The sequence below is a fragment of the Streptomyces sp. NPDC002896 genome, from assembly GCF_040295225.1.
Classification (GTDB): Bacteria; Actinomycetota; Actinomycetes; order Streptomycetales; family Streptomycetaceae; genus Streptomyces.
The window spans coordinates 513,989-534,901 of the sequence record NZ_JBEOVA010000003.1 but is presented as its reverse complement, the minus strand read 5'-3'; the positions used below and the strand labels follow the sequence as shown (position 1 = coordinate 534,901).

Below are 20,913 nucleotides of genomic sequence, written 5' to 3'. Positions count from 1 at the left end.
GCCTCAGTGAACCGGCTCATCGCCGACGACGTCACCCTCGGCTACGACCAGCGCGTCATCGCGGAGAAGCTGTCGGTCGAGATACCCGACAACTCGTTCACCGTGATCATGGGGCCGAACGCGTGCGGCAAGTCCACGCTGCTGCGGGCGCTGTCACGGATGCTCAAGCCGGCGCACGGCCAGGTGCTGCTCGACGGGCAGGTCATCCAGTCGATGCCCGCGAAGAAGGTGGCCCGTACGCTCGGTCTGCTGCCGCAGTCGTCGATCGCGCCGGACGGGATCACGGTCGGCGACCTGGTGGCGCGCGGGCGCTACCCGCATCAGGGCCTGCTGCGTCAGTGGTCGTCCGACGACGAGCGGATCGTGCGTGAGTCGATGGAGTCGACGGGCGTCGCCGATCTGGCGGACCGCTATGTCGACGAACTGTCCGGCGGTCAGCGGCAGCGCGTCTGGATCGCCATGGCCCTCGCCCAGCAGACGCCACTGCTGCTCCTGGACGAGCCGACGACATACCTGGACATCCAGCACCAGATCGACGTACTCGACCTCTGCGCCGAACTCCACGAGGAGCAGGGCCGGACGCTGGTCGCCGTGCTGCACGACCTCAACCACGCGGCCCGGTATGCCACCCACCTGATCGCCCTGCGCGGCGGCGAGGTCATCGCGGAGGGCGCGCCGTCCGACATCGTGACGGCGGAGCTCGTCGAGCAGGTGTTCGGGATGCGGTGCCAGGTCATCGACGACCCAGAGACCGGTACGCCGCTGGTGGTGCCGGCGGCGCGGAAGCGGCGCGCGGCTGCGGCCGGCAGCGGTGCGGTTACAGCAGGCTCCTGAGACGGAACAGGTCGAACAGCCCTGCCTCCAGCCTCACCCTGCCCGTACCCCAGGCCTTCGCGAAGTTGAGCTCGCCGTTGACGAGGGCGACCAGGTCGTCGCCGGTCATGGCGAGCCGGATCTGGGCCTTCTCTGGCGGAGGGCCCTGCAGCGTGTCCAGCACCTCGATCCGGCCGCCCTTGAGGCGGCCGGTGAAGGTGATGTCGAGGTCGGTGATATGGCAGCTCAGCGAGCGATCCAGCTCCGCAGCCTTGCGTACGGCACCGTCGGCACCCGCCATGCTGTCGGAGAGCTTCTCGAGCGCGCTGAGGCACTCCTCATTCGTGGCCATCGCGATCGACGGTACCCCAGGGCTTCGCGGTAGCGTCAGGGCATGAACGACTCAGTGCCGGGGCCCGGGGTGTACGAGCCCAGAGAGGCCAGCGAGCCCCAGGAGGCGGTCGGGCCCGGTGCCCATGTGACGCATGAGGCTGATGAGGCTGAGGCGAGCCTTGCTGAGGGCACGGAGGCCTACGAGCCGGCCGATCCCGCCCCCCTCGGAGTGTCCCGCACCCCCACCGGCAACGCCGACGTCGACGCGCAGCTGGAGCGGCTGGCCGACGCCGACCACCTCGCCACGGACGGGCACCTCGAGGTGTACGAGGATGTACATCGCGGGCTGCGCGACGCGCTGACCGCGCTCGACGCACGCCCGGGCCCCCCTGGGCCGCCCGGTCCACAGAGGCCGCGCGGATCCTCGGGGCCGCCGGGACCCCCGACGTCGTACGGAAATTCCTACGGAAACAGGAGCTGAACCGAACGTGGCAGGAGTCGCACGCCGCCGCCTCGACGCCGAGCTGGTCCGCCGCAAGCTCGCCCGCTCGCGCGAGCACGCGAGCCAGCTGATCGCCGACGGGCGCGTGACGGTCGGCGGCAACACCGCGACCAAGCCGGCCACGCAGGTGGAGACCGCCGCGGCCATCGTCGTCGCGAAGGACGACAGCGACCCCGACTACGTCTCGCGCGGCGGCCACAAGCTCGCGGGCGCGCTGAAGGCCTTCGTGCCGCTCGGCCTGCAGGTCGAGGGGCGGCGCGCACTCGACGCCGGTGCGTCGACGGGCGGCTTCACGGACGTCCTGCTCCGGGCCGGGGCGGCGCAGGTCGTCGCCGTCGACGTCGGCTACGGACAACTGGCCTGGTCACTCCAGAGCGATGAACGCGTCATCGTCAAGGACCGTACGAACGTACGCGAGTTGACGCTGGACGCAATCGATGGAGAGCCCGTGGATCTGGTGGTCGGTGATCTGTCCTTCATCCCGCTCGGCCTGGTGCTGCCCGCGCTGGTGCGGTGCGCCGCGCCCGACGCGGACCTGGTGCTGATGGTCAAGCCGCAGTTCGAGGTCGGCAAGGAGCGGCTGGGCAGCGGAGGCGTCGTACGCAGCCTCGAGCTGCGGGCCGAGGCGGTAATCGGGGTGGCGCGGCAGGCTGCCAAGCTGGGGCTCGGAGTGCGGGGCGTCACGGCGAGCCCGCTGCCGGGTCCCTCGGGGAACGTCGAGTACTTTCTGTGGCTGCGCGCCGGGGCGCCCGACCTCGACCCGGCCGATGTCGACCGAGCAGTGGCGGAGGGGCCGCGGTGATTGAGACCGGACGTACGGTGTTCCTGCTCGCCCACACGGGGCGGCCCGCGGCCATCCGCAGCGCCGAACTCGTCGTGAAGGGGCTGCAGCGCTGCGGCCTGGGCGTGCGGGTGCTGGAGTCGGAGGCCGTCGACCTGCCTCTGCCGTCCTCCGTCGAGCTGGTGCCGGAGGCCACGCCCGAGGCACTCGACGGCTGCGAGTTGCTGATCGTGCTCGGCGGCGACGGGACGCTGCTGCGCGGCGCCGAGTTCGCCCGGGCATCCGGCGTGCCGATGCTCGGCGTCAACCTCGGGCGTGTCGGCTTTCTCGCGGAGGCCGAGCGGGACGACCTGGAGAAGGTCGTCGACCGGGTGGTGACGAAGGAGTACGAGGTCGAGGAGCGCATGACGGTCGACGTCGTCGTGCACAGCGACGGCGACATCGTGCACACCGACTGGGCGCTCAACGAGGCCGCCGTGCAGAAGATGTCGGCGGAGCGCATGCTCGAGGTCGTCCTCGAGATCGACGGGCGGCCGGTGACCGCGTTCGGCTGCGACGGCATCGTGTGCGCGACGCCCACCGGGTCGACGGCGTACGCGTTCTCGGCCGGTGGGCCCGTGGTGTGGCCGGAGGTGGAGGCGCTGCTGATGGTGCCGATCAGTGCGCATGCGCTGTTCGCGAAGCCGTTGGTGACCTCGCCGGATTCGGTGCTCGCGGTCGAGGTGCAGCCGCACACGCCGCACGGGGTGCTGTGGTGTGACGGGCGGCGCACGCTCGAACTTCCGCCGGGGGCGCGGGTTGTGGTGAGCCGCGGCGCCGTTCCTGTGAGGCTGGCTCGGCTCCACCACGCCTCCTTCACGGACCGGTTGGTCGCGAAGTTTGCGCTGCCGGTTTCGGGGTGGCGCGGGGCGCCGCACTAGTCCCCTGCGGGGGCGCTGGAGGCAGTGCTTCGCAGCGTGCTGTACGGCCTCAAGGCGCCCGCCGTCGTGGGTTGTGCTCACCCTCCCCCAGCGGGTGATATGGGGCTTTGCTACCTGCGGGTTCTCGGGAGTGGGGCAGGTGCCGTCGCACAGGTGGGGGCTGACCTCGTATGGTCTTGTCCGTGTTGGAGGAGATGCGGATACGGTCGCTCGGAGTCATCGACGACGCTGTCGTCGAGCTGTCGCCCGGTTTCACCGCCGTGACGGGCGAGACCGGTGCGGGCAAGACGATGGTGGTTACCAGCCTCGGCCTGCTGCTGGGCGGGCGCGCCGACCCGGCGCTCGTGCGGATCGGCGCGAAGTCGGCGGTCGTCGAGGGGCGGATCACCGTACCCGCGGAATCGTCCGCTCTCGTACGCGCGGAGGAGGCGGGGGCCGAGCTTGACGAGGGTGCGCTGCTGATCAGCCGTACCGTCTCCGCGGAGGGGCGGTCGCGGGCGCATCTGGGCGGGCGGTCCGTGCCTGTGGGGGTGCTGGCCGAGCTAGCCGACGAGCTCGTGGCCGTGCACGGCCAGACCGATCAGCAGGGACTGCTCAAGCTGTCCCGGCAGCGGCAGGCGCTCGACCGGTACGCAGGCGATGCGGTCGCCGTGCCGCTCGCCAAGTACACGGCGGCGTACCGTCGGCTGCGTGCCGTCGCCGTGGAGCTCGACGAGATCACCACGCGCGCGCGCGAGCGTGCTCAGGAAGCCGACATGCTGCGCTTCGGCCTCGACGAGATCGCGGCCGTCGAGCCGCGCGCGGGCGAGGACGCGGAGCTCGCCGCCGAGGCCGAGCGGCTGGGCCACGCGGAGGCCCTCGCTTCCGCCGCCACGGCCGCGCACGCCGCGCTCGCGGGCAATCCCGAGGACCCGGAGAGCGTCGACGCCACGACACTCGTCGCGGGCGCACACCGGGCGCTGGAGGCCGTACGCTCCCACGACCCCGCCCTCGCCGGGCTCGCCGAGCGGATCGGCGAGATCGGGATCCTGCTGGGCGATGTGGCGGGCGAGCTCGCCGGGTACGCCGACGACCTTGACGCCGACCCGCTGCGGCTCGCCGCCGTGGAGGAGCGGCGGGCCGCGCTCAACCAGCTGACCCGCAAGTACGGCGAGAACATCGACGCCGTGCTCGCGTGGGCCGAGCAGAGCGCCGTCCGGCTCACCGAACTCGACAGTGACGATGAGCGGATCGGTGAACTGACGGCGGAGCGGAACGCCTTGAGTGACGAACTGGCGGGGCTTGCCGAGGCGTTGACGGAGGCCCGCGCTGAGGCCGCCGAGCGGTTCGGTGCGGCGGTCACCGCCGAGCTCGCCTCTCTTGCGATGCCGCACGCGCGCGTGACGATCGACATCCGGCAGACCGAGGTGGCCGAGGACGCGGACGGCGTCGAGGTGGGCGGGCGGACCGTCGCGTACGGGCCCACGGGCGTCGACGAGGTCGAACTGCTGCTCGCCCCGCACCCGGGCGCCCCGCCGCGGCCCATCGCCAAGGGCGCGTCGGGCGGTGAGCTGTCGCGCGTGATGCTCGCGGTCGAGGTGGTCTTCGCGGGCACCGACCCCGTGCCGACATACCTCTTCGACGAGGTCGACGCGGGCGTCGGCGGCAAGGCCGCGGTCGAGATCGGCCGCCGGCTCGCCAAGCTCGCCAAGTCCGCCCAGGTCGTCGTCGTCACGCATCTGCCCCAGGTGGCCGCTTTCGCCGACCGCCAGCTGCTCGTGGAGAAGACGAACGACGGTTCCGTGACCCGGTCCGGGGTCAAGGTCCTGGAGGGCGAGGAGCGTATCCGCGAACTCTCGCGCATGCTGGCCGGTCAGGAGGACTCCGAGACGGCACGGGCGCATGCGGAGGAGCTGCTGGCCACGGCGCGGGCGGACGCCTAGTCGGCCCTTCGGTCAGGTGGCCACGCCGGCCTCCGTAAGGTGGCGGACATGATCGGAAAGTTCAGCAGGGCTGCCGCGTTCGGGCTTGCCGCGGGCATCACACGCGCTGTGTACGGGGAGTTGCGGCGGCGTTCGCCCGGGGGTGCCTCGCGATGGGAGCGTACGAACCACGCCGGGCGCACCGTGCATCTCGGGGCCGGGCCCGCGGTCGCCGTGGGGGCCGCTGTCGGCGCGCTGCCTGCCCCTGCGCGCGGTGCCGCCGCGTTGGCCGTGCTGGCGGCCGGGGCGTGCGGGGCGTACGACGACGTCGCCGGTGCCGGTGACCCGAGGCGCGGGTTCCGTGCGCATCTGTCCGCGCTGCGCGACGGTGAGGTGACCAGCGGCGCGGTCAAGCTGTTCGGCATTTCGGCGGCCGGACTCGCCGCCGGGGCGCTGCTCAAGGAGCGGCCCCTGGACAGGCTCCTGGCGGGCGTGGTGATCGCCGGCACCGCACACTTCGTCAACCTCGTGGACGTACGGCCGGGAAGAGCCACTGCCGCGGTGCTCGCCCTGGGCGCACCCGGACTGCTGCGGAAGGGGCCGGCCGGGGTGCTGTCAGCGGCGTCCGTCGGGGCGGCCGCCGCCGTGCTCCCCGACGACGTCGCCGAGCGGACGATGGTCGGCGACGCCGGTGCGCATGCACTGGGCGCGGCGCTGGGTGCAGCGATCGTCGCGGGCAACGGGCGCGCGGGCCTCGCGGCGCACGCCGCCGGGCTGGTCGTGGCGGCGGTGTACGGCGACAAGGTGAGCGAGCTTGCGCGACAGGCGGTGCGGGTCCCGACGGCAGTAGGTTGATTCGGTTTTCACACCAAAGAGAGCCTCGCGTCGCCCAATTGGGTGATCTGATATCGGCGGGTTGCCCGCTCCGACAGGGTGGTGGTTATCGGTCGGTGCCGGAACGTCCGTACGGGCTGGCATCCTTGAGGCTGTACGTCAACCGATCGCGCCCCGCCACGCGGGCAGTACGACCCTTCACAACCGCCCCACGCCGCCCCGGGAGCCCGGCCACAGTGAGCAGCCACACACCGCACGGCCACTCACCGCTGCGCACCGTCCAGGTGCTGGGCGGAGGCAGCGGGGGCAGCAGCGCCCACGTCCGCTCACTGGCCGCAGGACTCGTCGCCCGGGGCGTGCGGGTCACCGTGTGCGCGCCCACCGAGGTCGCGCGGACGCTCGGCTTCCGGGACGTGGGCGCCCACCACATCCCCGTACCCCGCCGCAGCGACCCGGCGTCCGTGGCTGCGCTCCGCCTGGCCTGCGCGGATGCCGACCTGGTGCATGCCCACGGGCTGAACGCGGCCGTCCGGACCGCCCTCGCCCTCAGCGGCCGCCGCACCCCGCTCGTCGTCACCTGGCACACGCGCACGCATGCCGAGGGGGCGCGCGCCCACCTTCTGCGCCTGCTCGAACGACGGGTCGCCAGGTCCGCATCGGTCGTGCTCGGCACGTCGTCGGACCTGGTCGACCGGGCCCGCCGCCGGGGTGCGCGTGACGCACGGCTCGCGGCCGTCGCGTTCCCCGGGCCGCGCCGGGCCGGGACCTCGGCGGATGCGGACGACGACGCCGACCGGCCGCTGCACAAGGCACGCGCCGAACTGGGCGCGATCGACCGCCCGTTGCTCATGGCCGTCAGCGCCCTCGAACGGCACCGGGGCTACGAGACGCTGCTGGACGCCACGCGCGCGTGGCGTCACCTCGACCCCGTACCGCTCGTGGTCATCGCCGGAGAGGGGCCGTTGCGGGGTGCGCTGCAGCGGCGCATCGAGGACGAAGGGCTGCCCGTACGCATCCTCGGCCGGCGCGACGACGTACCCGAGCTGCTCGCGGCCGCCGACATCGCGCTGTTGCCCAGCCCCTGGGAGGCACGCTCCGTCCTCGCCCAAGAGGCGCTCCACGCGCGCGTGCCGCTCGTCGCGACAGCGGTGGGAGGCGTGCCCGATCTGGTCGGGGACGCCGCGGAACTCGTCCCGTCCGGCGACGCGCAGGCCCTCGCGGACGCGGTCGTACGCATCCTCGCCGACCCCGGGCGCCGGGATCAGCTCAGGGCGCTCGGCGAGGCCCAGGTGGCCACTTGGCCGACGGAGGACGAGACGGTCGCTCAAGTCCTGAGTGTCTACGACGAGTTGACGGGGACGTTGACGGCGTAGCGAGCGTCGGCCTGCGAAGAGTCCGGGCCGGCGGCGGTCACGGCGCATACCTCCGCGCCCGCAGTGCCAGGCTCAGGGCGAGCACCGTCTGCGGGTCGTCCAGGTCCGTGCCGAGGAGTTCGCCGATGCGGGCCAGGCGGTTGTAGAGGGTCTGCCGGTTGAGGTGCAGCTCGCGGGCCGTCTCCGCCTTCCGGCCCGCGTGGGCCAGATACGTCTCCAGTGTCGGCAGGAGCGGCGGCTTCGAACGGCGGTCGTGGTCGCGCAGCGGGCCGATCGCGCGGTCGACGAAGGCCGCGAGGTCCGGGTGGTCGCGCAGGCGCCACAGCAGCAGGTCGATGTCCAGGCGCTGCGCGTCGTACCACGGGCGGTCGGGCAGGCCCTGCGCCGCCGTCGCGGTCTCGGCGGCATGCCGCAGCCCCGCCGACGCCGCCGCCCAGCCGCCCGCCACGCCGACCACCACGACCGGCGGCTGTCCGCCGGCCCGCTGCATGCCCGCGCGTTCCACGCCGGCCCGCAGCGCCGCCGCGACCCGGTCGGCGACCGCCGTGCGCTCGGACTCGGAGCGCAGCGCGAGGAGCAGCGGCACACGCCCCTCGACCGGGCGTACGCCCAGCAGCACCGGCACGCCCACCGACGCCAGTTCCTCCGCGACGGCACGTGCCAGGACGGCCCAGCCGCCGCCCGGTGAGAGACCGGCGGGTCCGTCCGGGAAACGCATCACGACCGGTAGCAGAGGCGCCTCGCCCGGCTTGAAGCCCAGGACCCGGGCCTGCGCCGGAGCGTCCTCGGCGGCTATGCGTCCCTCCGCGAGGTCGGTGAGGAAGTCGCCGCGGCCGCGGGCCGCCAGCTCCTCCTCCTGGCGGGCCTGCATCAGCACGACGGCGAGGATGCCCGCCGCCCGCTCCGCGGCCATGCGGTGTACGGGCTCGGTCGGGTTGGCGACCGCGAGCATCACCAGCCGGGCCCGCACCGAGCCGGTCGGCCCCTGGCCTCCGCCGGGGCCACCCCCAGGCCCACCGCCCAGACCGGCGCCGCCCGGCGCGGCACCGAGACCGCCGCTGCCCGGCCCGCCCCCCGGCACATCCACGATCACGGCACTGGCCGGCGGCCCCGCCTCCCGGGCGGCCTCACGAGCCGCCCGGCCGCCCCGCAGCCCGTCCCACACCTGCAGCGGATCTGTCCCCGCGGGCCCGGCCCCGGCGGCGTACAGGAGCTGCCCGTCCGGGGTCTCGAGGAACACCGGGTTGCCGCTAAAGTCCGCAAGGATGCTCAGCACCTGGGGTACTCCGCCGCCGCCCAGCAGCGCCTCGGTGCATCGCCGGTGCACCTCCTCGGCCCGCTGCAGCAGCGCGTAGTGGCCGTTGACGATCTCGGTGTGCACCTCCTCCGTGACCGCCACGAACGGCACCTCGCGGTGCAGCTGTACCAAGGGCAGACCGACCGTCCGCGCGGTCTCGACCATGGCCGCGGGCAGGCGTGGGAAGCGCGGCCCGAGTTCGACGACGAGTGCCGCGATACCACGCTCGGCGAGGCCGCGTACGAAGGCGCGCTGTTCGGCGGGGCGGCTGCCGAGCCCGAGCCCCGTCGTCAGCAGCAGCTCGCCGCCCTTGAGCAGCGAGGCGATGTTGGGTGCCTCGCCCGCGTGCACCCAGCGGACGGTGCGCTGCAGCCGGTCGGCGCCGGCGAGGACCTCCGGAAGCCCGCTGCGCAGCCCCGGCAGCTCGAGTGCCCGCTGCACGGTGATACCGCCCTGCGTCTCCATTGTCCGGACGTTACCCGGGCCTGTGTTCCAGCGACATCTCCCCCTCGTTCGGCGCCGCCTTCTCACGGGGTCTTCGGTCGTCGCACGCGCCCCCGCGCCTCCGGATCAGCCTCTGGCCCTGGCGACCTGGAAGCCGTCCATGTAGTCGCGGACCCGCGTGATCAGTCCGTCACGGACGTGGAGGATGAGCAGTCCAGGGACGGTGAAGGTGTCGCCGGTGGCCGGCAGTGCGCCCACCACGACGTGCTCAGCGATGATCACTTCGGGGTCGGTGGTCTCGCAGGCACTGACGTTCCTGATCTCCATCACCTGGACGGGGCTGGCGCCCCAGGCTGCCCGATATCCGGCGCGCACCTCCTCGCGCCCCTCGTAGCGCGGGGGAAAGCCGGGAGAGGCGAACGGGAACTCATGCACCGCGTCCACGGCGTACAGATCGGCCAGATCGTCCGCCGACTTGTCGAGCATGGCCTGGTGGTAGCGGGACAGCGCCTCACGAGGGGTGCGGGCGGTGGGCGTCGTCGGTGCCGGAGACCGCCGACACCGACGCGCTCGTCGATCAGCTGCTCACCACGCTCGGCCTGAAGCTGGGCGGCCTTCCCGACGGCACGCTGGCGATGATGCGCTCCATGCTCACCGACCCCGCCGCGGGCGAACACGCCCGCGTCACCCTCGGCCGGCAGATCGACAGCATCAGTGCGGCCCTGCCTGCAGCCGACGACCCGGAACTGCGTGCCGCACTAGTCGTCATCACCATGGTGGGCGTCACCATCGGCCACCAGCTCCTAGGCCTCGACGCCCTCCGCGACGCCTCGGCCAACCGCATCGCCGACCTGCTCCGGCCGGCTTTCAAGGCTCTGACAGAACCGCCGGGCTGAAACGGAACGGCAGGCTGCGGGGCGCCGCACGGGCGCCCCCAGCCGCCGTGCGCGACGCCGGGACCTCAGCCCCCGTAAGCTCCGGAAGCCGTAAGCCGCAGCGCCGTGTCGATCAAAGGCACATGGCTGAACGCCTGCGGGAAGTTCCCCACCTGCCGCTGCAGCTTCGGGTCCCACTCCTCCGCCAGCAGGCCCAGGTCGTTCCGCAGGGACAGCAGCTTCTCGAAGAGACGGCGGGCCTCGTCCACGCGGCCGATCATCGCCAGGTCGTCCGCCATCCAGAAGGAGCAGGCGAGGAAGGCGCCCTCGTCGCCCGCCAGGCCGTCCACGCCCGCGTCGTCGCCCGCGGTGGGGTAGCGCAGGATGAAACCGTCGGGCGTCGACAGCTCGCGCTGGATTGCCTCGATGGTGCCGATGACCCGCTTGTCGTCGGGAGGCAGGAAGCCCATCTGCGGGATCAGCAGGAGCGAGGCGTCGAGCTCCTGCGAGCCGTAGGACTGGGTGAAGGTGTTGCGCTCCTTGTCGTAGCCCTTCTCGCAGACGTCGCGGTGGATGTCGTCGCGCAGCTCGCGCCACTTGTCCACCGGCCCGTCCACATCGCCGGACTCGATGAGCTTGATCGTGCGGTCGACGGCGACCCACGCCATCACCTTGGAGTGCACGAAGTGGCGGCGCGGGCCGCGCACCTCCCAGATGCCCTCGTCCGGCTCGTCCCAGTGGTCCTCGAGGTAGTGGATCAGCTTGAGCTGGAGCAGGGACGCGTAGTCGTTGCGGGACAGGCCCGTCATATGGGCCAGGTGCAGGGCCTCGGTGACCTCGCCGTAGACGTCGAGCTGCAACTGGTTCGCGGCGCCGTTGCCGACCCGGACCGGGGTGGACTTCTCGTATCCCGGCAGCCAGTCCAGCTCAGCCTCGCCCAGTTCGCGCTCGCCCGCGATGCCGTACATGATCTGCAGGTTCTCGGGGTCGCCTGCGACCGCGCGCAGCAGCCACTCGCGCCAGGCGCGCGCCTCCTCGCGGTAGCCGGTGCGCAGCAGCGAGGAGAGAGTGATCGCCGCGTCGCGCAGCCAGGTGTAGCGGTAGTCCCAGTTGCGGACGCCACCGATGTGCTCGGGCAGGGAGGTCGTCGGCGCCGCGACGATGCCGCCGGTCGGGGCGTACGTCAGGGCCTTCAGGGTGATCAGGGAGCGGATGACCGCCTCACGGTAGGGACCGTGGTACGTACAGTGCCCCACCCACTCCTTCCAGAACTCCTCGGTCGCCTCCAGCGACTGCTCGGGCTCCGGCAGGGCCGGCGGCTCCTTGTGCGAGGGCTGCCAGGAGATGGTGAACGCGACGCGCTCGCCGGGGGCCACCGTGAAGTCGCAGTAGGTGGTGAGGTCCTTGCCGTACGTCTCCACCGGGGTGTCGAACCACACCGAGTCGGGGCCGGCGACGGCGACCGTACGCTCGCCGATCTTGTGCACCCACGGTGTGATGCGCCCGTACGAGAAACGCATACGCAGGGCCGAGCGCATCGGGACCCGGCCGCTGACGCCCTCGACGATGCGGATCAGCTGAGGGGCGCCGTCACGAGGGGGCATGAAATCGGTCACACGGACCGTGCCGCGGGGTGTGTCCCACTCGGATTCGAGGATCAGGGAGTCGCCGCGGTAGGTGCGGCGGTTCGCGGTCGGCGGCTCGGCGCCTGCCGGAACCGCCGGTCCGAGCCGCCAGAAGCCGTGTTCCTCAGTGCCGAGCAGGCCCGCGAAGATGGCATGCGAATCGAAGCGGGGCAGGCACAGCCAGTCGACCGTGCCGTCCCGGCAGACCAGGGCAGCGGTCTGCATGTCTCCGATTAGTGCGTAGTCCTCGATGCGCCCGGCCACGTACGTCTCCAGTCAAACGGCCACAGCGCCCTCAGGGGGCGCTCGCTCTGCGGTGAAGGGGAACGATCTTCAAGAAGGAACTGACGAGCAGTTGTTCCGGGCGGGCTGGGGTGGTGCCGTTTGCCGGGCCGACTCGGCAGCGAATGTCCGAGCAGGATACGACGCACCGTAGGTCTCCGCGTGCCGCACCGGTCAACAGTAATGAGCCGAAAGAGTGGGCGCCGGGTGACGTCTGTGGCGGACCGTGTGCGAGCGGTGTGCGGAGCGTGGCCGGAAGCAGTCACGCCTCGCCGCTGATACCCTGGTAGCCCGTGGACCGGTGGGCATTCTCCGGCGTTGCGAGACCCCCGAACCGCAGCGACGGCACCCCGGAATTCCGATCTCCCGGAATCCGAGAAAGCCGGCACGCAATTCAGACCGCGACCACGGGAGTTCCGCCTTGGCCATGCCGAATCGATCCTCGTCACCCTCGACGACCAAGCACATCTTCGTCACCGGGGGCGTCGCCTCCTCCCTCGGCAAGGGCCTCACCGCCTCCAGCCTGGGCGCGCTGCTCAAGGCGCGTGGGCTTCGGGTCACGATGCAGAAGCTCGACCCGTACATCAACGTCGACCCCGGCACGATGAACCCCTTCCAGCACGGTGAGGTGTTCGTCACCAACGACGGTGCCGAGACCGACCTGGACATCGGTCACTACGAGCGCTTCCTGGACGTGGACCTCGACGGGTCCGCGAACGTCACCACCGGCCAGGTCTACTCGACGGTGATCGCCAAGGAGCGGCGCGGTGAGTACCTGGGCGACACCGTGCAGGTCATCCCGCACATCACCAACGAGATCAAGCACCGCATCCGCCGTATGGCGACCGACGACGTCGACGTCGTGATCACCGAGGTCGGCGGCACGGTCGGCGACATCGAGTCGCTGCCGTTCCTGGAGACCGTCCGCCAGGTCCGCCACGAGGTCGGCCGCGACAACGTCTTCGTCGTGCACATCTCGCTGCTGCCCTACATCGGCCCGTCCGGCGAGCTGAAGACCAAGCCGACCCAGCACTCGGTCGCGGCTCTGCGCAACATCGGTATCCAGCCGGACGCCATCGTGCTGCGCGCCGACCGCGACGTGCCCACCTCCATCAAGCGCAAGATCTCGCTGATGTGCGACGTCGACGAGACCGCGGTCGTGGCCTGTGTCGACGCCAAGTCGATCTACGACATCCCGAAGGTGCTGCACACCGAGGGCCTGGACGCCTACGTCGTGCGCAAGCTCGACCTGCCGTTCCGCGATGTCGACTGGTCGACCTGGGACGACCTGCTCGACCGCGTCCACAAGCCCGAGCACGAGGTGTCGCTCGCGCTCGTCGGCAAGTACATCGACCTGCCCGACGCTTATCTGTCGGTCACCGAGGCGCTGCGCGCGGGCGGCTTCGCCAACAAGACCCGCGTCAAGATCAAGTGGGTCACCTCGGACGACTGCAAGACCCCTGCGGGCGCCGCCGAGCAGCTCTCTGACGTGGACGCGATCTGCGTCCCCGGCGGCTTCGGCGACCGCGGTGTGAGCGGCAAGGTCGGCGCGATCCGGTACGCCCGCGAGAACAAGATCCCGCTGCTCGGCCTCTGCCTCGGCCTTCAGTGCATCGTGATCGAGGCCGCGCGCAATCTCGCGGACATCCCCGACGCCAACTCCACCGAGTTCGACGCCGCGACCGGCCACCCGGTGATCTCCACCATGGCGGAGCAGCTCGACATCGTCGCCGGTGAGGGCGACATGGGCGGCACCATGCGGCTCGGCATGTACCCGGCGAAGCTCGCCGAGGGCTCGATCGTCCGCGAGGTGTACGGCGGCAAGGAGTACGTCGAGGAGCGCCACCGCCACCGCTACGAGGTGAACAACGCCTACCGCGCGGAGCTGGAGAAGAAGGCCGGCCTGCAGTTCTCCGGCACCTCGCCGGACGGCAAGCTCGTGGAGTACGTCGAGTACCCGCGCGACGTCCACCCGTACCTGGTCGCGACCCAGGCGCACCCCGAGCTGCGCTCCCGTCCGACCCGGCCGCACCCGCTCTTCGCCGGCCTCGTCAAGGCGGCCGTCGAGCGGCAGCAGGCTGCCCGCAAGACGGGCAAGCCCGGGAAGTAACACAAGGGCGATACGGTTGCCGGGGTACGTGCTTTCGGGCGACGTGCCCCGGTTTCTGTATTTGTTCTGTGTTTGCGCGTGCTGTTTGGCCGTGCGCGTTGAGGAGGGCAGGTCGACATGACGATCAAGGACACCGCCGAGGAGTGGGAGATCCGGGCGACGGACACCCCCTTCGTGGGGAACAAGACGTCCGTCCGCACCGACGACGTCGTCATGCCCGACGGAACGGTTGTCCGCCGCGACTACCAGGTCCACCCCGGCTCCGTGGCCGTTCTCGCCCTCGACGAGCAGAACCGTGTCGTGGTCCTGCGCCAGTACCGGCATCCGGTGCGGCAGAAGCTCTGGGAGATCCCCGCCGGGCTCCTCGACGTCCCCGGCGAGAACCCCCTGCACGCCGCGCAGCGCGAGCTCTACGAGGAGGCGCACGTCAAGGCCGAGGACTGGCGTGTGCTCGTCGACGTCTACACCACGCCCGGCGGCTGCGACGAGGCCGTCCGTATCTTCCTCGCCCGCGAGCTGTCCGAGGCCGACGGCGAGCGCTTCGAGGTCGAGGACGAGGAGGCCGACATGGAGCTGGCCCGCGTCCCGCTCGACGAGCTGGTACGCGGCGTCCTCGCCGGCGACCTGCACAACAACTGCCTGGTCGTGGGCGCCCTTTCGCTCACCGCGGCACTGAACGGCGACGGCCTGGACAGCCTGCGCCCGGCCGAGGCGCCTTGGCCGGCACGGCCCTTCGACGCCTGACGGCGGCCGCCTGCCCGTTGATCGGCGGCTGCGCCGCCACGTCCTCAAAGGCGGGACGGGCTGAAAACAGCCCGTCCCGCCGCCGATCCGACGATCGGCTGATCCGATCGAGGGACGTCCCCGTCGTGCTCCCAGGGGTTCGTTGCAGAGCGTGAACTACCCTCTGGAAACGCCCCGACCGAAATTCCCGGCGGGATCGTGTGCGCAGTTTGACGGGAGCGTGGCCCGTGGCGGATCAGGCGGTGGACACCGGCGGCGCGGAAGTGCCGGGGGAGGGGCAGCAATCGGCTGCCGGGTCCGCTCCTGCGGAGAGTCCCGCGACTCCCTCCGATCCCCCGAAGGTCCGTCAGTTCCTCGGCCGCACAAGGGAGTTGAAGGAACTCCGCGCGGACATCGAGCGCACCGGCCTCGACACCCTGGCGGGGCGCAAGGCCCCCCGCGCCCGCGTGCTGCTCATCGCCGGAAGGCCCGGTTCCGGCCGCTCGGCGCTCGCCGAAGAGCTGGTACGGCAGGTCGCCGGCCGTTACCCGGACGGCGTGCTGCGGGCCCGGCTGACCGAGCCGGGCGGCACGCCGGTGCCTACCGAGCGTACGGCCCGCGAACTCCTCGACGCCCTCGACCTCCCAGCCCCGCCCGGAGCGGCGGAGGACGACCTCACCGAGGCGCTGCGCGGCGCCTTCGCCGGCCGCCGCGCCCTGCTGCTCCTCGACGACGCAGCGAGCGCCGAGCAGGTCGACGCGCTGCTGCCGGACAACCCCGACTGCCTCGTCGTCGCGGTCTCCGGAGGGCCGCTGACCGGGATCACCGACGTGCGGCCCTGCACGCTCGGCGGCCTCGACACCAAGTCCGCGGTCGAACTCCTCGGCCGGTTCACGGGATCGGTACGCATCACCTGCGACCCGCATGCCGCCGAGACCCTCGTCGAGCAGTGCGGCGGGCAGCCCGCGGCACTGCTCCTCGCCGGGGGCTGGCTCGCGGCCCGCCCTCAGGCATCGGTGGCCGACCTGGCCAAATGGCTGCGCAGCGAGACCGACGAAGGCCCGGCACTGGAGCGGGCCTTCCGGCACGCGTACGTGGCGCTCCCGCTGGTCGCCGCGCGGACTCTTCGTCTGCTGTCACTCGCCCCCGCCGGCCTCATCGATCCGCACACCGCGTCGGCGCTCGCGGGCTGCTCGGTCTCCACGGCCCAGGCGCGGCTGGACGAGTTCGCCGCACTCGGACTGCTGCGGCCCGTCGACTCGCCGCTGCCGCAGTACGAGGTGCCCGGCTGCCTGATGCCGCTGCTGCGCGGCCTGACCGAGTCGCTGGACCGCCCCGCCGAGGTCCAGCTGGCCCGCGCCCGGATGCTGGAGCGGACCGTACGGCTCCTGCAGTCGTGCCGCGCCACCACCGAACCGGACGGCTCACCCGCCCGCAAGAAGCTCGCCGGGCTGCCCCGCGCCCTGCGCTTCCCGAGCCCCGCGGCCGCCGCCGAGTGGCTGCGGGTCCGGCAGCCCGCGCTGCTCGCCGCGGCCCGGCTCGCGGTCGCCGACGGCGAACTGGACACCCTCGCCCGCCGGCTCATGGCGGCCCTGGTCCGGGCACTGGTCGCACACCGCGGCACTGAGGCGGCCGCCCCCGAGCTGTATGGCATCCACGGGCTCGTACTCGACGTCGCCGAGCGCCGTGACCTCCACCGCGAGCAGGCCGCGGCGCTGCTGAACCTCGCGGACCTCGACGCCCGGACAGGCCGTACGCAGCAGGCGCTGGCCCGCTACCGGGCGGCGCTGGACGCCGGGCGGCAGGCGAACGACCCGTATGCGACCGGCCGCGCGATGGAATCCGTAGGCGGTGCCCACCAGGAGCTGGGGGACTGGCACCGGGCCGCCGACTGGTACGGGCGCGCCCTGGCGCAGCGGCTCGCCAACGGCGAGCGCGGCGACGCGGCCCGGCTGTACGGCCGTATCGGCACCGTCTACACCTACGCGGGCCGCTACGGCGAGGCGCTGCGCAACTGGCGGTCGGCGGTCGCCGCGTACCGCAGGGCGGGCGATGTGCCCGCCCTGGCCAGGGCGTTGAGCGAGATGGCACGGGTGCAGGAGTACGCGGGGCGGCCGGAGGAGTCGCTGCGTACCTGCCAGGAGGCCGTGGAGCGGGCGCGGCACGCACGTGACCTGCGGCTGCAGGGCGCGCTGCAGCTCCGCCTCGCCGACACGCTGGAACGCCTCGGGGATCCCGCCGCGGCGCGGCTGCACCGCGGTGTGGCCGAACGGATGCTGGGGCCGGACCTCCAGGGGAGCGGCCGGGAGCGGCGTGAGGGGCCGGAGCGCCGGGAGCGTCTCGAGCGTCACGAAGGGCCGGAGCGCCACGAGGTCCGGCGAGACGGCGAAGGGCCGGAGCCGGCGGAGCGGGCCGACGAGCAGGGCCTGGCAGGCGCGGACGGCCCGGCAGGCACGGAGGGCCCGGCAGGCGCGGACGCCTCGGCCGACGTGGACGCTTCGGCGGGCGCGGAGGAGCCGCAGGACGCGGAGCAGGAGGCCTGCAGGACGACGGGCTGAGAGCCCGGCAGGCCTGGGCATCAATGGCACAGACCTCTAACGCCTACGAAATCCGTAGTACATCTGCGAGAGACGGATGCATTGAAAGGCTAGACAGCCGGAAATCCTTCATTAGACTGGCTCTGCCGCGTACTTTTGCGGTGCCTCCCGATGCACCCCTGTGCATCCGGGTATGTGTTGCATTGCCAGAAAAATCCCTGAGCCAAGGACCGTGATCGACGATGAAGGTCGGCATCCCCCGCGAGGTCAAGAACAACGAGTTCCGCGTCGCCATCACTCCGGCCGGCGTGCATGAGCTCGTGCGCAACGGCCACCAGGTCGTCGTTGAGCGGAACGCCGGTGTCGGCTCCTCGATCCCGGACGACGAGTACGTGGCGGCCGGGGCGCAGATCCTGGAGACCGCAGACCAGGTCTGGGCCGCCGCCGACCTGCTGCTCAAGGTCAAGGAGCCCATCGCGGAGGAGTACCACCGCCTCCGCAAGGACCAGACGCTCTTCACCTACCTGCATCTGGCCGCGTCCAAGGAGTGCACCGACGCACTCCTCGAGTCGGGCACCACCGCGATCGCGTACGAGACCGTCGAGCTGCCCAGCCGGGCGCTGCCGCTGCTCGCCCCGATGTCCGAGGTCGCCGGGCGCCTGGCCCCGCAGGTCGGCGCGTACCACCTGATGGCCGCGAACGGCGGCCGCGGTGTGCTGCCGGGCGGCGTCCCCGGTGTGCCGGCCGCGAAGGCCGTCGTCATCGGCGGCGGTGTCTCCGGCTGGAACGCCGCGCAGATCGCCATCGGCATGGGCTTCCACGTGACCCTGCTCGACAAGGACATCAACAAGCTCAAGGAGGCCGACAAGATCTTCGGTACGAAGATCCAGACTGTCGTCTCCAACGCCTTCGAGCTCGAGAAGGCGTGCCTCGACGCCGACCTGGTCATCGGTGCCGTGCTCATCCCGGGCGCCAAGGCCCCGAAGTTGGTCACCAACGAGCTCGTCTCGCGGATGAAGCCGGGAAGTGTCCTTGTCGACATCGCGATCGATCAGGGTGGCTGCTTCGAGGACTCGCGTCCGACCACGCACGCCGAGCCGACCTTCCGGGTGCACAACTCGGTCTTCTACTGCGTCGCCAACATGCCCGGCGCCGTCCCGAACACCTCGACGTACGCGCTGACGAATGCCACGCTGCCGTACATCGTGGAGGTCGCGAACCGCGGCTGGGCCGAGGCCCTGCGCCGCGACGCGGCGCTGGCCAAGGGCCTCAACACGCATGACGGCAAGGTGGTTTACCGCGAGGTGGCCGAGGCGCACGGCCTGGACCACGTCGAACTCGAGTCCCTGCTCGGCTGACCGTCAACGGCGTACGTCAACACCGCTCACCCGGCCGGACCTTGCCCGACAAGGTCCGGCCGGATGTGTGTCGGCTCACTTTGCGAGACTCGCTCAACTTGCCTCGAACGTAGCGGTTCAACCGATTCGTACACCCGGGAAACGCGGCCAATGGCTGCTGTACGCCCTTGACAGAGGGGTGTTCGGTTGCCGACACATCGTGCCGGGTCCGGTGGATTGTGTTGCTGCGGACCGGTGACACGCCATAGAGTCGCCAACCGTCGGCATGGTGCCACGCTGACCTATCTAGAAGTTTCCTGGTCACCAAGGAGGTAAGACGACTTGTGAATGAGTCGACATTTTCTCCCGGGGGTGGTCAACCAGGAATGCCTGCGCAGGGCCAAGGGCCCACGGGGCTCGAGGCTGTCGGCTCCGTCGCTGTCCGTACCTTCGCAGCCCACCAGAGTCCCCGGATGACTCAGACAGCACACCAGAGCATGGATGGCCATCACGTGAACGCCATGGCCGGCAACGGAAGCGGCGAGGTCCACAACCACTTCGCCGACTACGACGAACTGCCCGACGGGCACTTCTACGACCCGGACGCCGAATACGAGCCCGATCCCGAGTACGCGGCCACGCTCGCGCCCGATGCCGCTCGCCAGCGCCGCGAGCGCATCGGCCCGACCGGCCGCCCCCTGCCCTACTTCCCGATCCCGGGCCCGCTGACCGATCACGGTCCCGCGAAGATCATCGCGATGTGCAACCAGAAGGGCGGCGTCGGCAAGACGACGTCGACCATCAACCTGGGCGCCGCGCTCGCCGAATACGGACGCCGGGTGCTGCTCGTCGACTTCGACCCGCAGGGCGCACTCTCCGTGGGCCTCGGCGTGAACCCGATGGAGCTCGACCTCACGGTCTACAACCTGCTCATGGAGCGGGGGATGTCCGCGGACGAGGTCCTGCTGAAGACAGCGGTCCCGAACATGGACCTGCTGCCCAGCAACATCGACCTCTCGGCCGCCGAGGTGCAGCTGGTGAGCGAGGTCGCGCGCGAGTCGACGCTCCAGCGCGCCCTGAAGCCGCTCATGGCCGACTACGACTACATCGTGATCGACTGCCAGCCCTCGCTCGGCCTGCTGACCGTCAACGCCCTGACCGCGGCCCACAAGGTGATCGTGCCGCTCGAGTGCGAGTTCTTCGCGCTGCGCGGTGTCGCGCTGCTCACCGAGACCATCGAGAAGGTCCAGGAGCGGCTCAACCCGGAGCTCGAGCTCGACGGCATCCTCGCCACGATGTACGACTCCCGGACCGTGCACAGCCGTGAGGTCCTGGCCCGCGTGGTCGAGGCCTTCGACGATCACGTGTACCACACGGTCATCGGACGCACGGTCCGCTTCCCGGAGACCACGGTCGCCGGTGAGCCGATCACCACGTACGCCTCCAACTCCGTCGGTGCCGCCGCCTATCGCCAGCTCGCCAGGGAGGTGCTCGCCCGGTGTCACGCCGAGTGAGTCTGCCGGGGGCCGACGAACTGTTCCGTACGACCGGGGGAACGGCGCTCCAGGCGTCCACCCCGAGGCGACCGGTCAACGGCGAGGCCAGGGTGCCTGGTCCGGCGGGCGAGAGCGACGCCGTCGCCGCGGAGGACGCGCAGTCGCAGTCGGCGGGTGCGGCAGCGCTGGGCGGCGACGACCGCGAGAGCGCCGAGCACGCCGCCGCGGACATCGAGTCCGAGGCGGGCGAGTCCCGCAGCCGGTCGGCTGCGGCGGAGGGCGAGAGGGCGGCGGGGCGCCGCCGGGCGCTGAAGGAGGGGTCCTCCTCTGCGGGTCCGGGGGCTGCCGGGGCGGCGGCGGGTGCATCTGCCGGATCCGGGGCGTCCTCCGGGTCTGCGGCAGCTCGGCGGCGCGGCCGGGCCGCGGCGCGCAGGCCCAGTGGGCGCGAGCGCCACGACGAGAAGATCACGGTGTACGTCTCCGCCGAGGAGCTGATGGACCTCGAGCATGCGCGGCTGGTGCTGCGCGGGGAGCATGGTCTTGCGGTGGATCGCGGGCGGATCGTGCGGGAGGCTGTCGCGGTCGTCCTCGCGGATCTTGAGTCGCGTGGGGACGCCAGCATTCTTGTGCGGCGGCTTCGGGGGCGGTAGGGGGTAGGCGGTAGCCTGCGAGTTCGTACGCGGGCCTTGGCCCGCGCTTCCTTCGTACGCTGCGTACTCTCTGCCCTGGA

Annotated in this window: 18 protein-coding genes; 14 read left to right on the top strand and 4 right to left on the bottom strand. The window is 71.6% G+C overall.

Features of this window, described 5'->3' with window-relative positions:
* Window positions 1-6 precede the first annotated feature (6 nt).
* Window positions 7-834 carry an ABC transporter ATP-binding protein gene (locus ABT009_RS07045; protein ID WP_351290388.1) on the top strand — a complete coding sequence of 276 codons (828 nt, stop codon included), beginning with the start codon at window positions 7-9 and terminating at the stop codon, window positions 832-834.
* On the opposite strand, the gene ABT009_RS07040 is transcribed toward ABT009_RS07045, so the two are convergent.
* Entirely contained in the window at window positions 818-1,165 is a 348-nt protein-coding gene (locus ABT009_RS07040) for an SCP2 sterol-binding domain-containing protein (protein ID WP_351290386.1), read from the bottom strand. The genes ABT009_RS07045 and ABT009_RS07040 overlap by 17 nt on opposite strands.
* A 42-nt stretch (window positions 1,166-1,207) precedes the next feature.
* On the opposite strand from ABT009_RS07040, the gene ABT009_RS07035 reads away from it, so the two are divergent.
* The 6 genes from ABT009_RS07035 to ABT009_RS07010 all read left to right on the top strand — a co-directional run bounded on the left by ABT009_RS07035 (window position 1,208) and on the right by ABT009_RS07010 (window position 7,457).
* Window positions 1,208-1,627, top strand: coding sequence for a hypothetical protein (locus tag ABT009_RS07035; protein ID WP_351290384.1), 420 nt, complete (start codon window positions 1,208-1,210; stop codon window positions 1,625-1,627).
* Between the two features lie 7 nt (window positions 1,628-1,634).
* Entirely contained in the window at window positions 1,635-2,450 is an 816-nt protein-coding gene (locus ABT009_RS07030) for a TlyA family RNA methyltransferase (protein ID WP_351290382.1), read from the top strand.
* Window positions 2,447-3,349, top strand: coding sequence for an NAD kinase (locus tag ABT009_RS07025; protein ID WP_351290380.1), 903 nt, complete (start codon window positions 2,447-2,449; stop codon window positions 3,347-3,349). The genes ABT009_RS07030 and ABT009_RS07025 overlap by 4 nt, the downstream gene beginning before the upstream one ends.
* Before the next feature lie 170 nt (window positions 3,350-3,519).
* Complete coding sequence (gene recN, locus ABT009_RS07020) at window positions 3,520-5,271, top strand: DNA repair protein RecN (RefSeq protein WP_351290378.1); 1,752 nt, start codon at window positions 3,520-3,522, stop codon at window positions 5,269-5,271.
* Between the two features lie 48 nt (window positions 5,272-5,319).
* The gene (locus tag ABT009_RS07015) at window positions 5,320-6,105 is read left to right on the top strand and encodes a hypothetical protein (protein ID WP_351290376.1); all 786 of its coding nucleotides are present in this window, start codon (window positions 5,320-5,322) and stop codon (window positions 6,103-6,105) included.
* A 215-nt stretch (window positions 6,106-6,320) separates the two neighbouring features.
* Window positions 6,321-7,457, top strand: a complete 1,137-nt coding sequence (locus ABT009_RS07010) for a glycosyltransferase family 4 protein (RefSeq protein WP_351290374.1) — start codon at window positions 6,321-6,323, stop codon at window positions 7,455-7,457.
* Window positions 7,458-7,494: 37 nt separating this feature from the next.
* Here ABT009_RS07010 and ABT009_RS07005 read toward each other — a convergent pair whose 3' ends face one another.
* Window positions 7,495-9,219: a PucR family transcriptional regulator gene (locus ABT009_RS07005; RefSeq protein ID WP_351290372.1), complete on the bottom strand. Its 1,725-nt coding sequence runs from the start codon at window positions 9,217-9,219 to the stop codon at window positions 7,495-7,497.
* Window positions 9,220-9,324: 105 nt separating this feature from the next.
* Entirely contained in the window at window positions 9,325-9,684 is a 360-nt protein-coding gene (locus ABT009_RS07000) for a nuclear transport factor 2 family protein (RefSeq protein WP_351290370.1), read from the bottom strand.
* Between the two features lie 56 nt (window positions 9,685-9,740).
* Here ABT009_RS07000 and ABT009_RS06995 point away from each other — a divergent pair, with 56 nt between their 5' ends.
* Window positions 9,741-10,094 (top strand): TetR/AcrR family transcriptional regulator, encoded by a 354-nt coding sequence (locus ABT009_RS06995; protein WP_351290368.1) that lies wholly within the window; start codon window positions 9,741-9,743, stop codon window positions 10,092-10,094.
* Between the two features lie 65 nt (window positions 10,095-10,159).
* Here the strand turns inward: ABT009_RS06995 and ABT009_RS06990 are convergent, their stop codons facing one another.
* Window positions 10,160-11,923, bottom strand: coding sequence for a glycoside hydrolase family 15 protein (locus tag ABT009_RS06990; protein ID WP_351290460.1), 1,764 nt, complete (start codon window positions 11,921-11,923; stop codon window positions 10,160-10,162).
* A 484-nt stretch (window positions 11,924-12,407) separates the two neighbouring features.
* On the opposite strand from ABT009_RS06990, the gene pyrG reads away from it, so the two are divergent.
* The 6 genes from pyrG (at window position 12,408) to ABT009_RS06960 (ending at window position 20,833) form a co-directional block, all read left to right on the top strand.
* Complete coding sequence (gene pyrG, locus ABT009_RS06985; RefSeq protein WP_351290366.1) at window positions 12,408-14,090, top strand: CTP synthase; 1,683 nt, start codon at window positions 12,408-12,410, stop codon at window positions 14,088-14,090.
* A gap of 117 nt (window positions 14,091-14,207) precedes the next feature.
* Entirely contained in the window at window positions 14,208-14,834 is a 627-nt protein-coding gene (locus tag ABT009_RS06980; protein WP_351290364.1) for an NUDIX domain-containing protein, read from the top strand.
* A gap of 227 nt (window positions 14,835-15,061) precedes the next feature.
* Window positions 15,062-17,371 carry a tetratricopeptide repeat protein gene (locus tag ABT009_RS06975; protein ID WP_502989825.1) on the top strand — a complete coding sequence of 770 codons (2,310 nt, stop codon included), beginning with the start codon at window positions 15,062-15,064 and terminating at the stop codon, window positions 17,369-17,371.
* Between the two features lie 221 nt (window positions 17,372-17,592).
* On the top strand, window positions 17,593-18,708 hold the full coding sequence (gene ald / locus ABT009_RS06970; protein ID WP_351290362.1) for an alanine dehydrogenase: 1,116 nt from the start codon (window positions 17,593-17,595) through the stop codon (window positions 18,706-18,708).
* A gap of 365 nt (window positions 18,709-19,073) precedes the next feature.
* Complete coding sequence (locus tag ABT009_RS06965) at window positions 19,074-20,201, top strand: ParA family protein (RefSeq protein ID WP_351290360.1); 1,128 nt, start codon at window positions 19,074-19,076, stop codon at window positions 20,199-20,201.
* Window positions 20,186-20,833: a hypothetical protein gene (locus ABT009_RS06960; protein ID WP_351290358.1), complete on the top strand. Its 648-nt coding sequence runs from the start codon at window positions 20,186-20,188 to the stop codon at window positions 20,831-20,833. Before ABT009_RS06965 ends, ABT009_RS06960 begins: the two co-directional genes overlap by 16 nt.
* The last annotated feature ends 80 nt before the right edge of the window (window positions 20,834-20,913 follow it).

Coding starts and splice junctions, on each gene's coding strand:
- pyrG (WP_351290366.1), top strand. CDS start 12,408: ATGCCGAATCGATCCTCGTCACCCTCGACGACCAAGCACATCTTCGTC.
- ABT009_RS06990 (WP_351290460.1), bottom strand. CDS start 11,923: ATGCAGACCGCTGCCCTGGTCTGCCGGGACGGCACGGTCGACTGGCTG.
- ABT009_RS07035 (WP_351290384.1), top strand. CDS start 1,208: ATGAACGACTCAGTGCCGGGGCCCGGGGTGTACGAGCCCAGAGAGGCC.
- ABT009_RS07040 (WP_351290386.1), bottom strand. CDS start 1,165: ATGGCCACGAATGAGGAGTGCCTCAGCGCGCTCGAGAAGCTCTCCGAC.
- ABT009_RS07015 (WP_351290376.1), top strand. CDS start 5,320: ATGATCGGAAAGTTCAGCAGGGCTGCCGCGTTCGGGCTTGCCGCGGGC.
- ABT009_RS07000 (WP_351290370.1), bottom strand. CDS start 9,684: ATGCTCGACAAGTCGGCGGACGATCTGGCCGATCTGTACGCCGTGGAC.
- ABT009_RS07005 (WP_351290372.1), bottom strand. CDS start 9,219: ATGGAGACGCAGGGCGGTATCACCGTGCAGCGGGCACTCGAGCTGCCG.
- ABT009_RS06980 (WP_351290364.1), top strand. CDS start 14,208: ATGACGATCAAGGACACCGCCGAGGAGTGGGAGATCCGGGCGACGGAC.
- ABT009_RS06965 (WP_351290360.1), top strand. CDS start 19,074: ATGCCTGCGCAGGGCCAAGGGCCCACGGGGCTCGAGGCTGTCGGCTCC.
- recN (WP_351290378.1), top strand. CDS start 3,520: ATGGTCTTGTCCGTGTTGGAGGAGATGCGGATACGGTCGCTCGGAGTC.
- ald (WP_351290362.1), top strand. CDS start 17,593: ATGAAGGTCGGCATCCCCCGCGAGGTCAAGAACAACGAGTTCCGCGTC.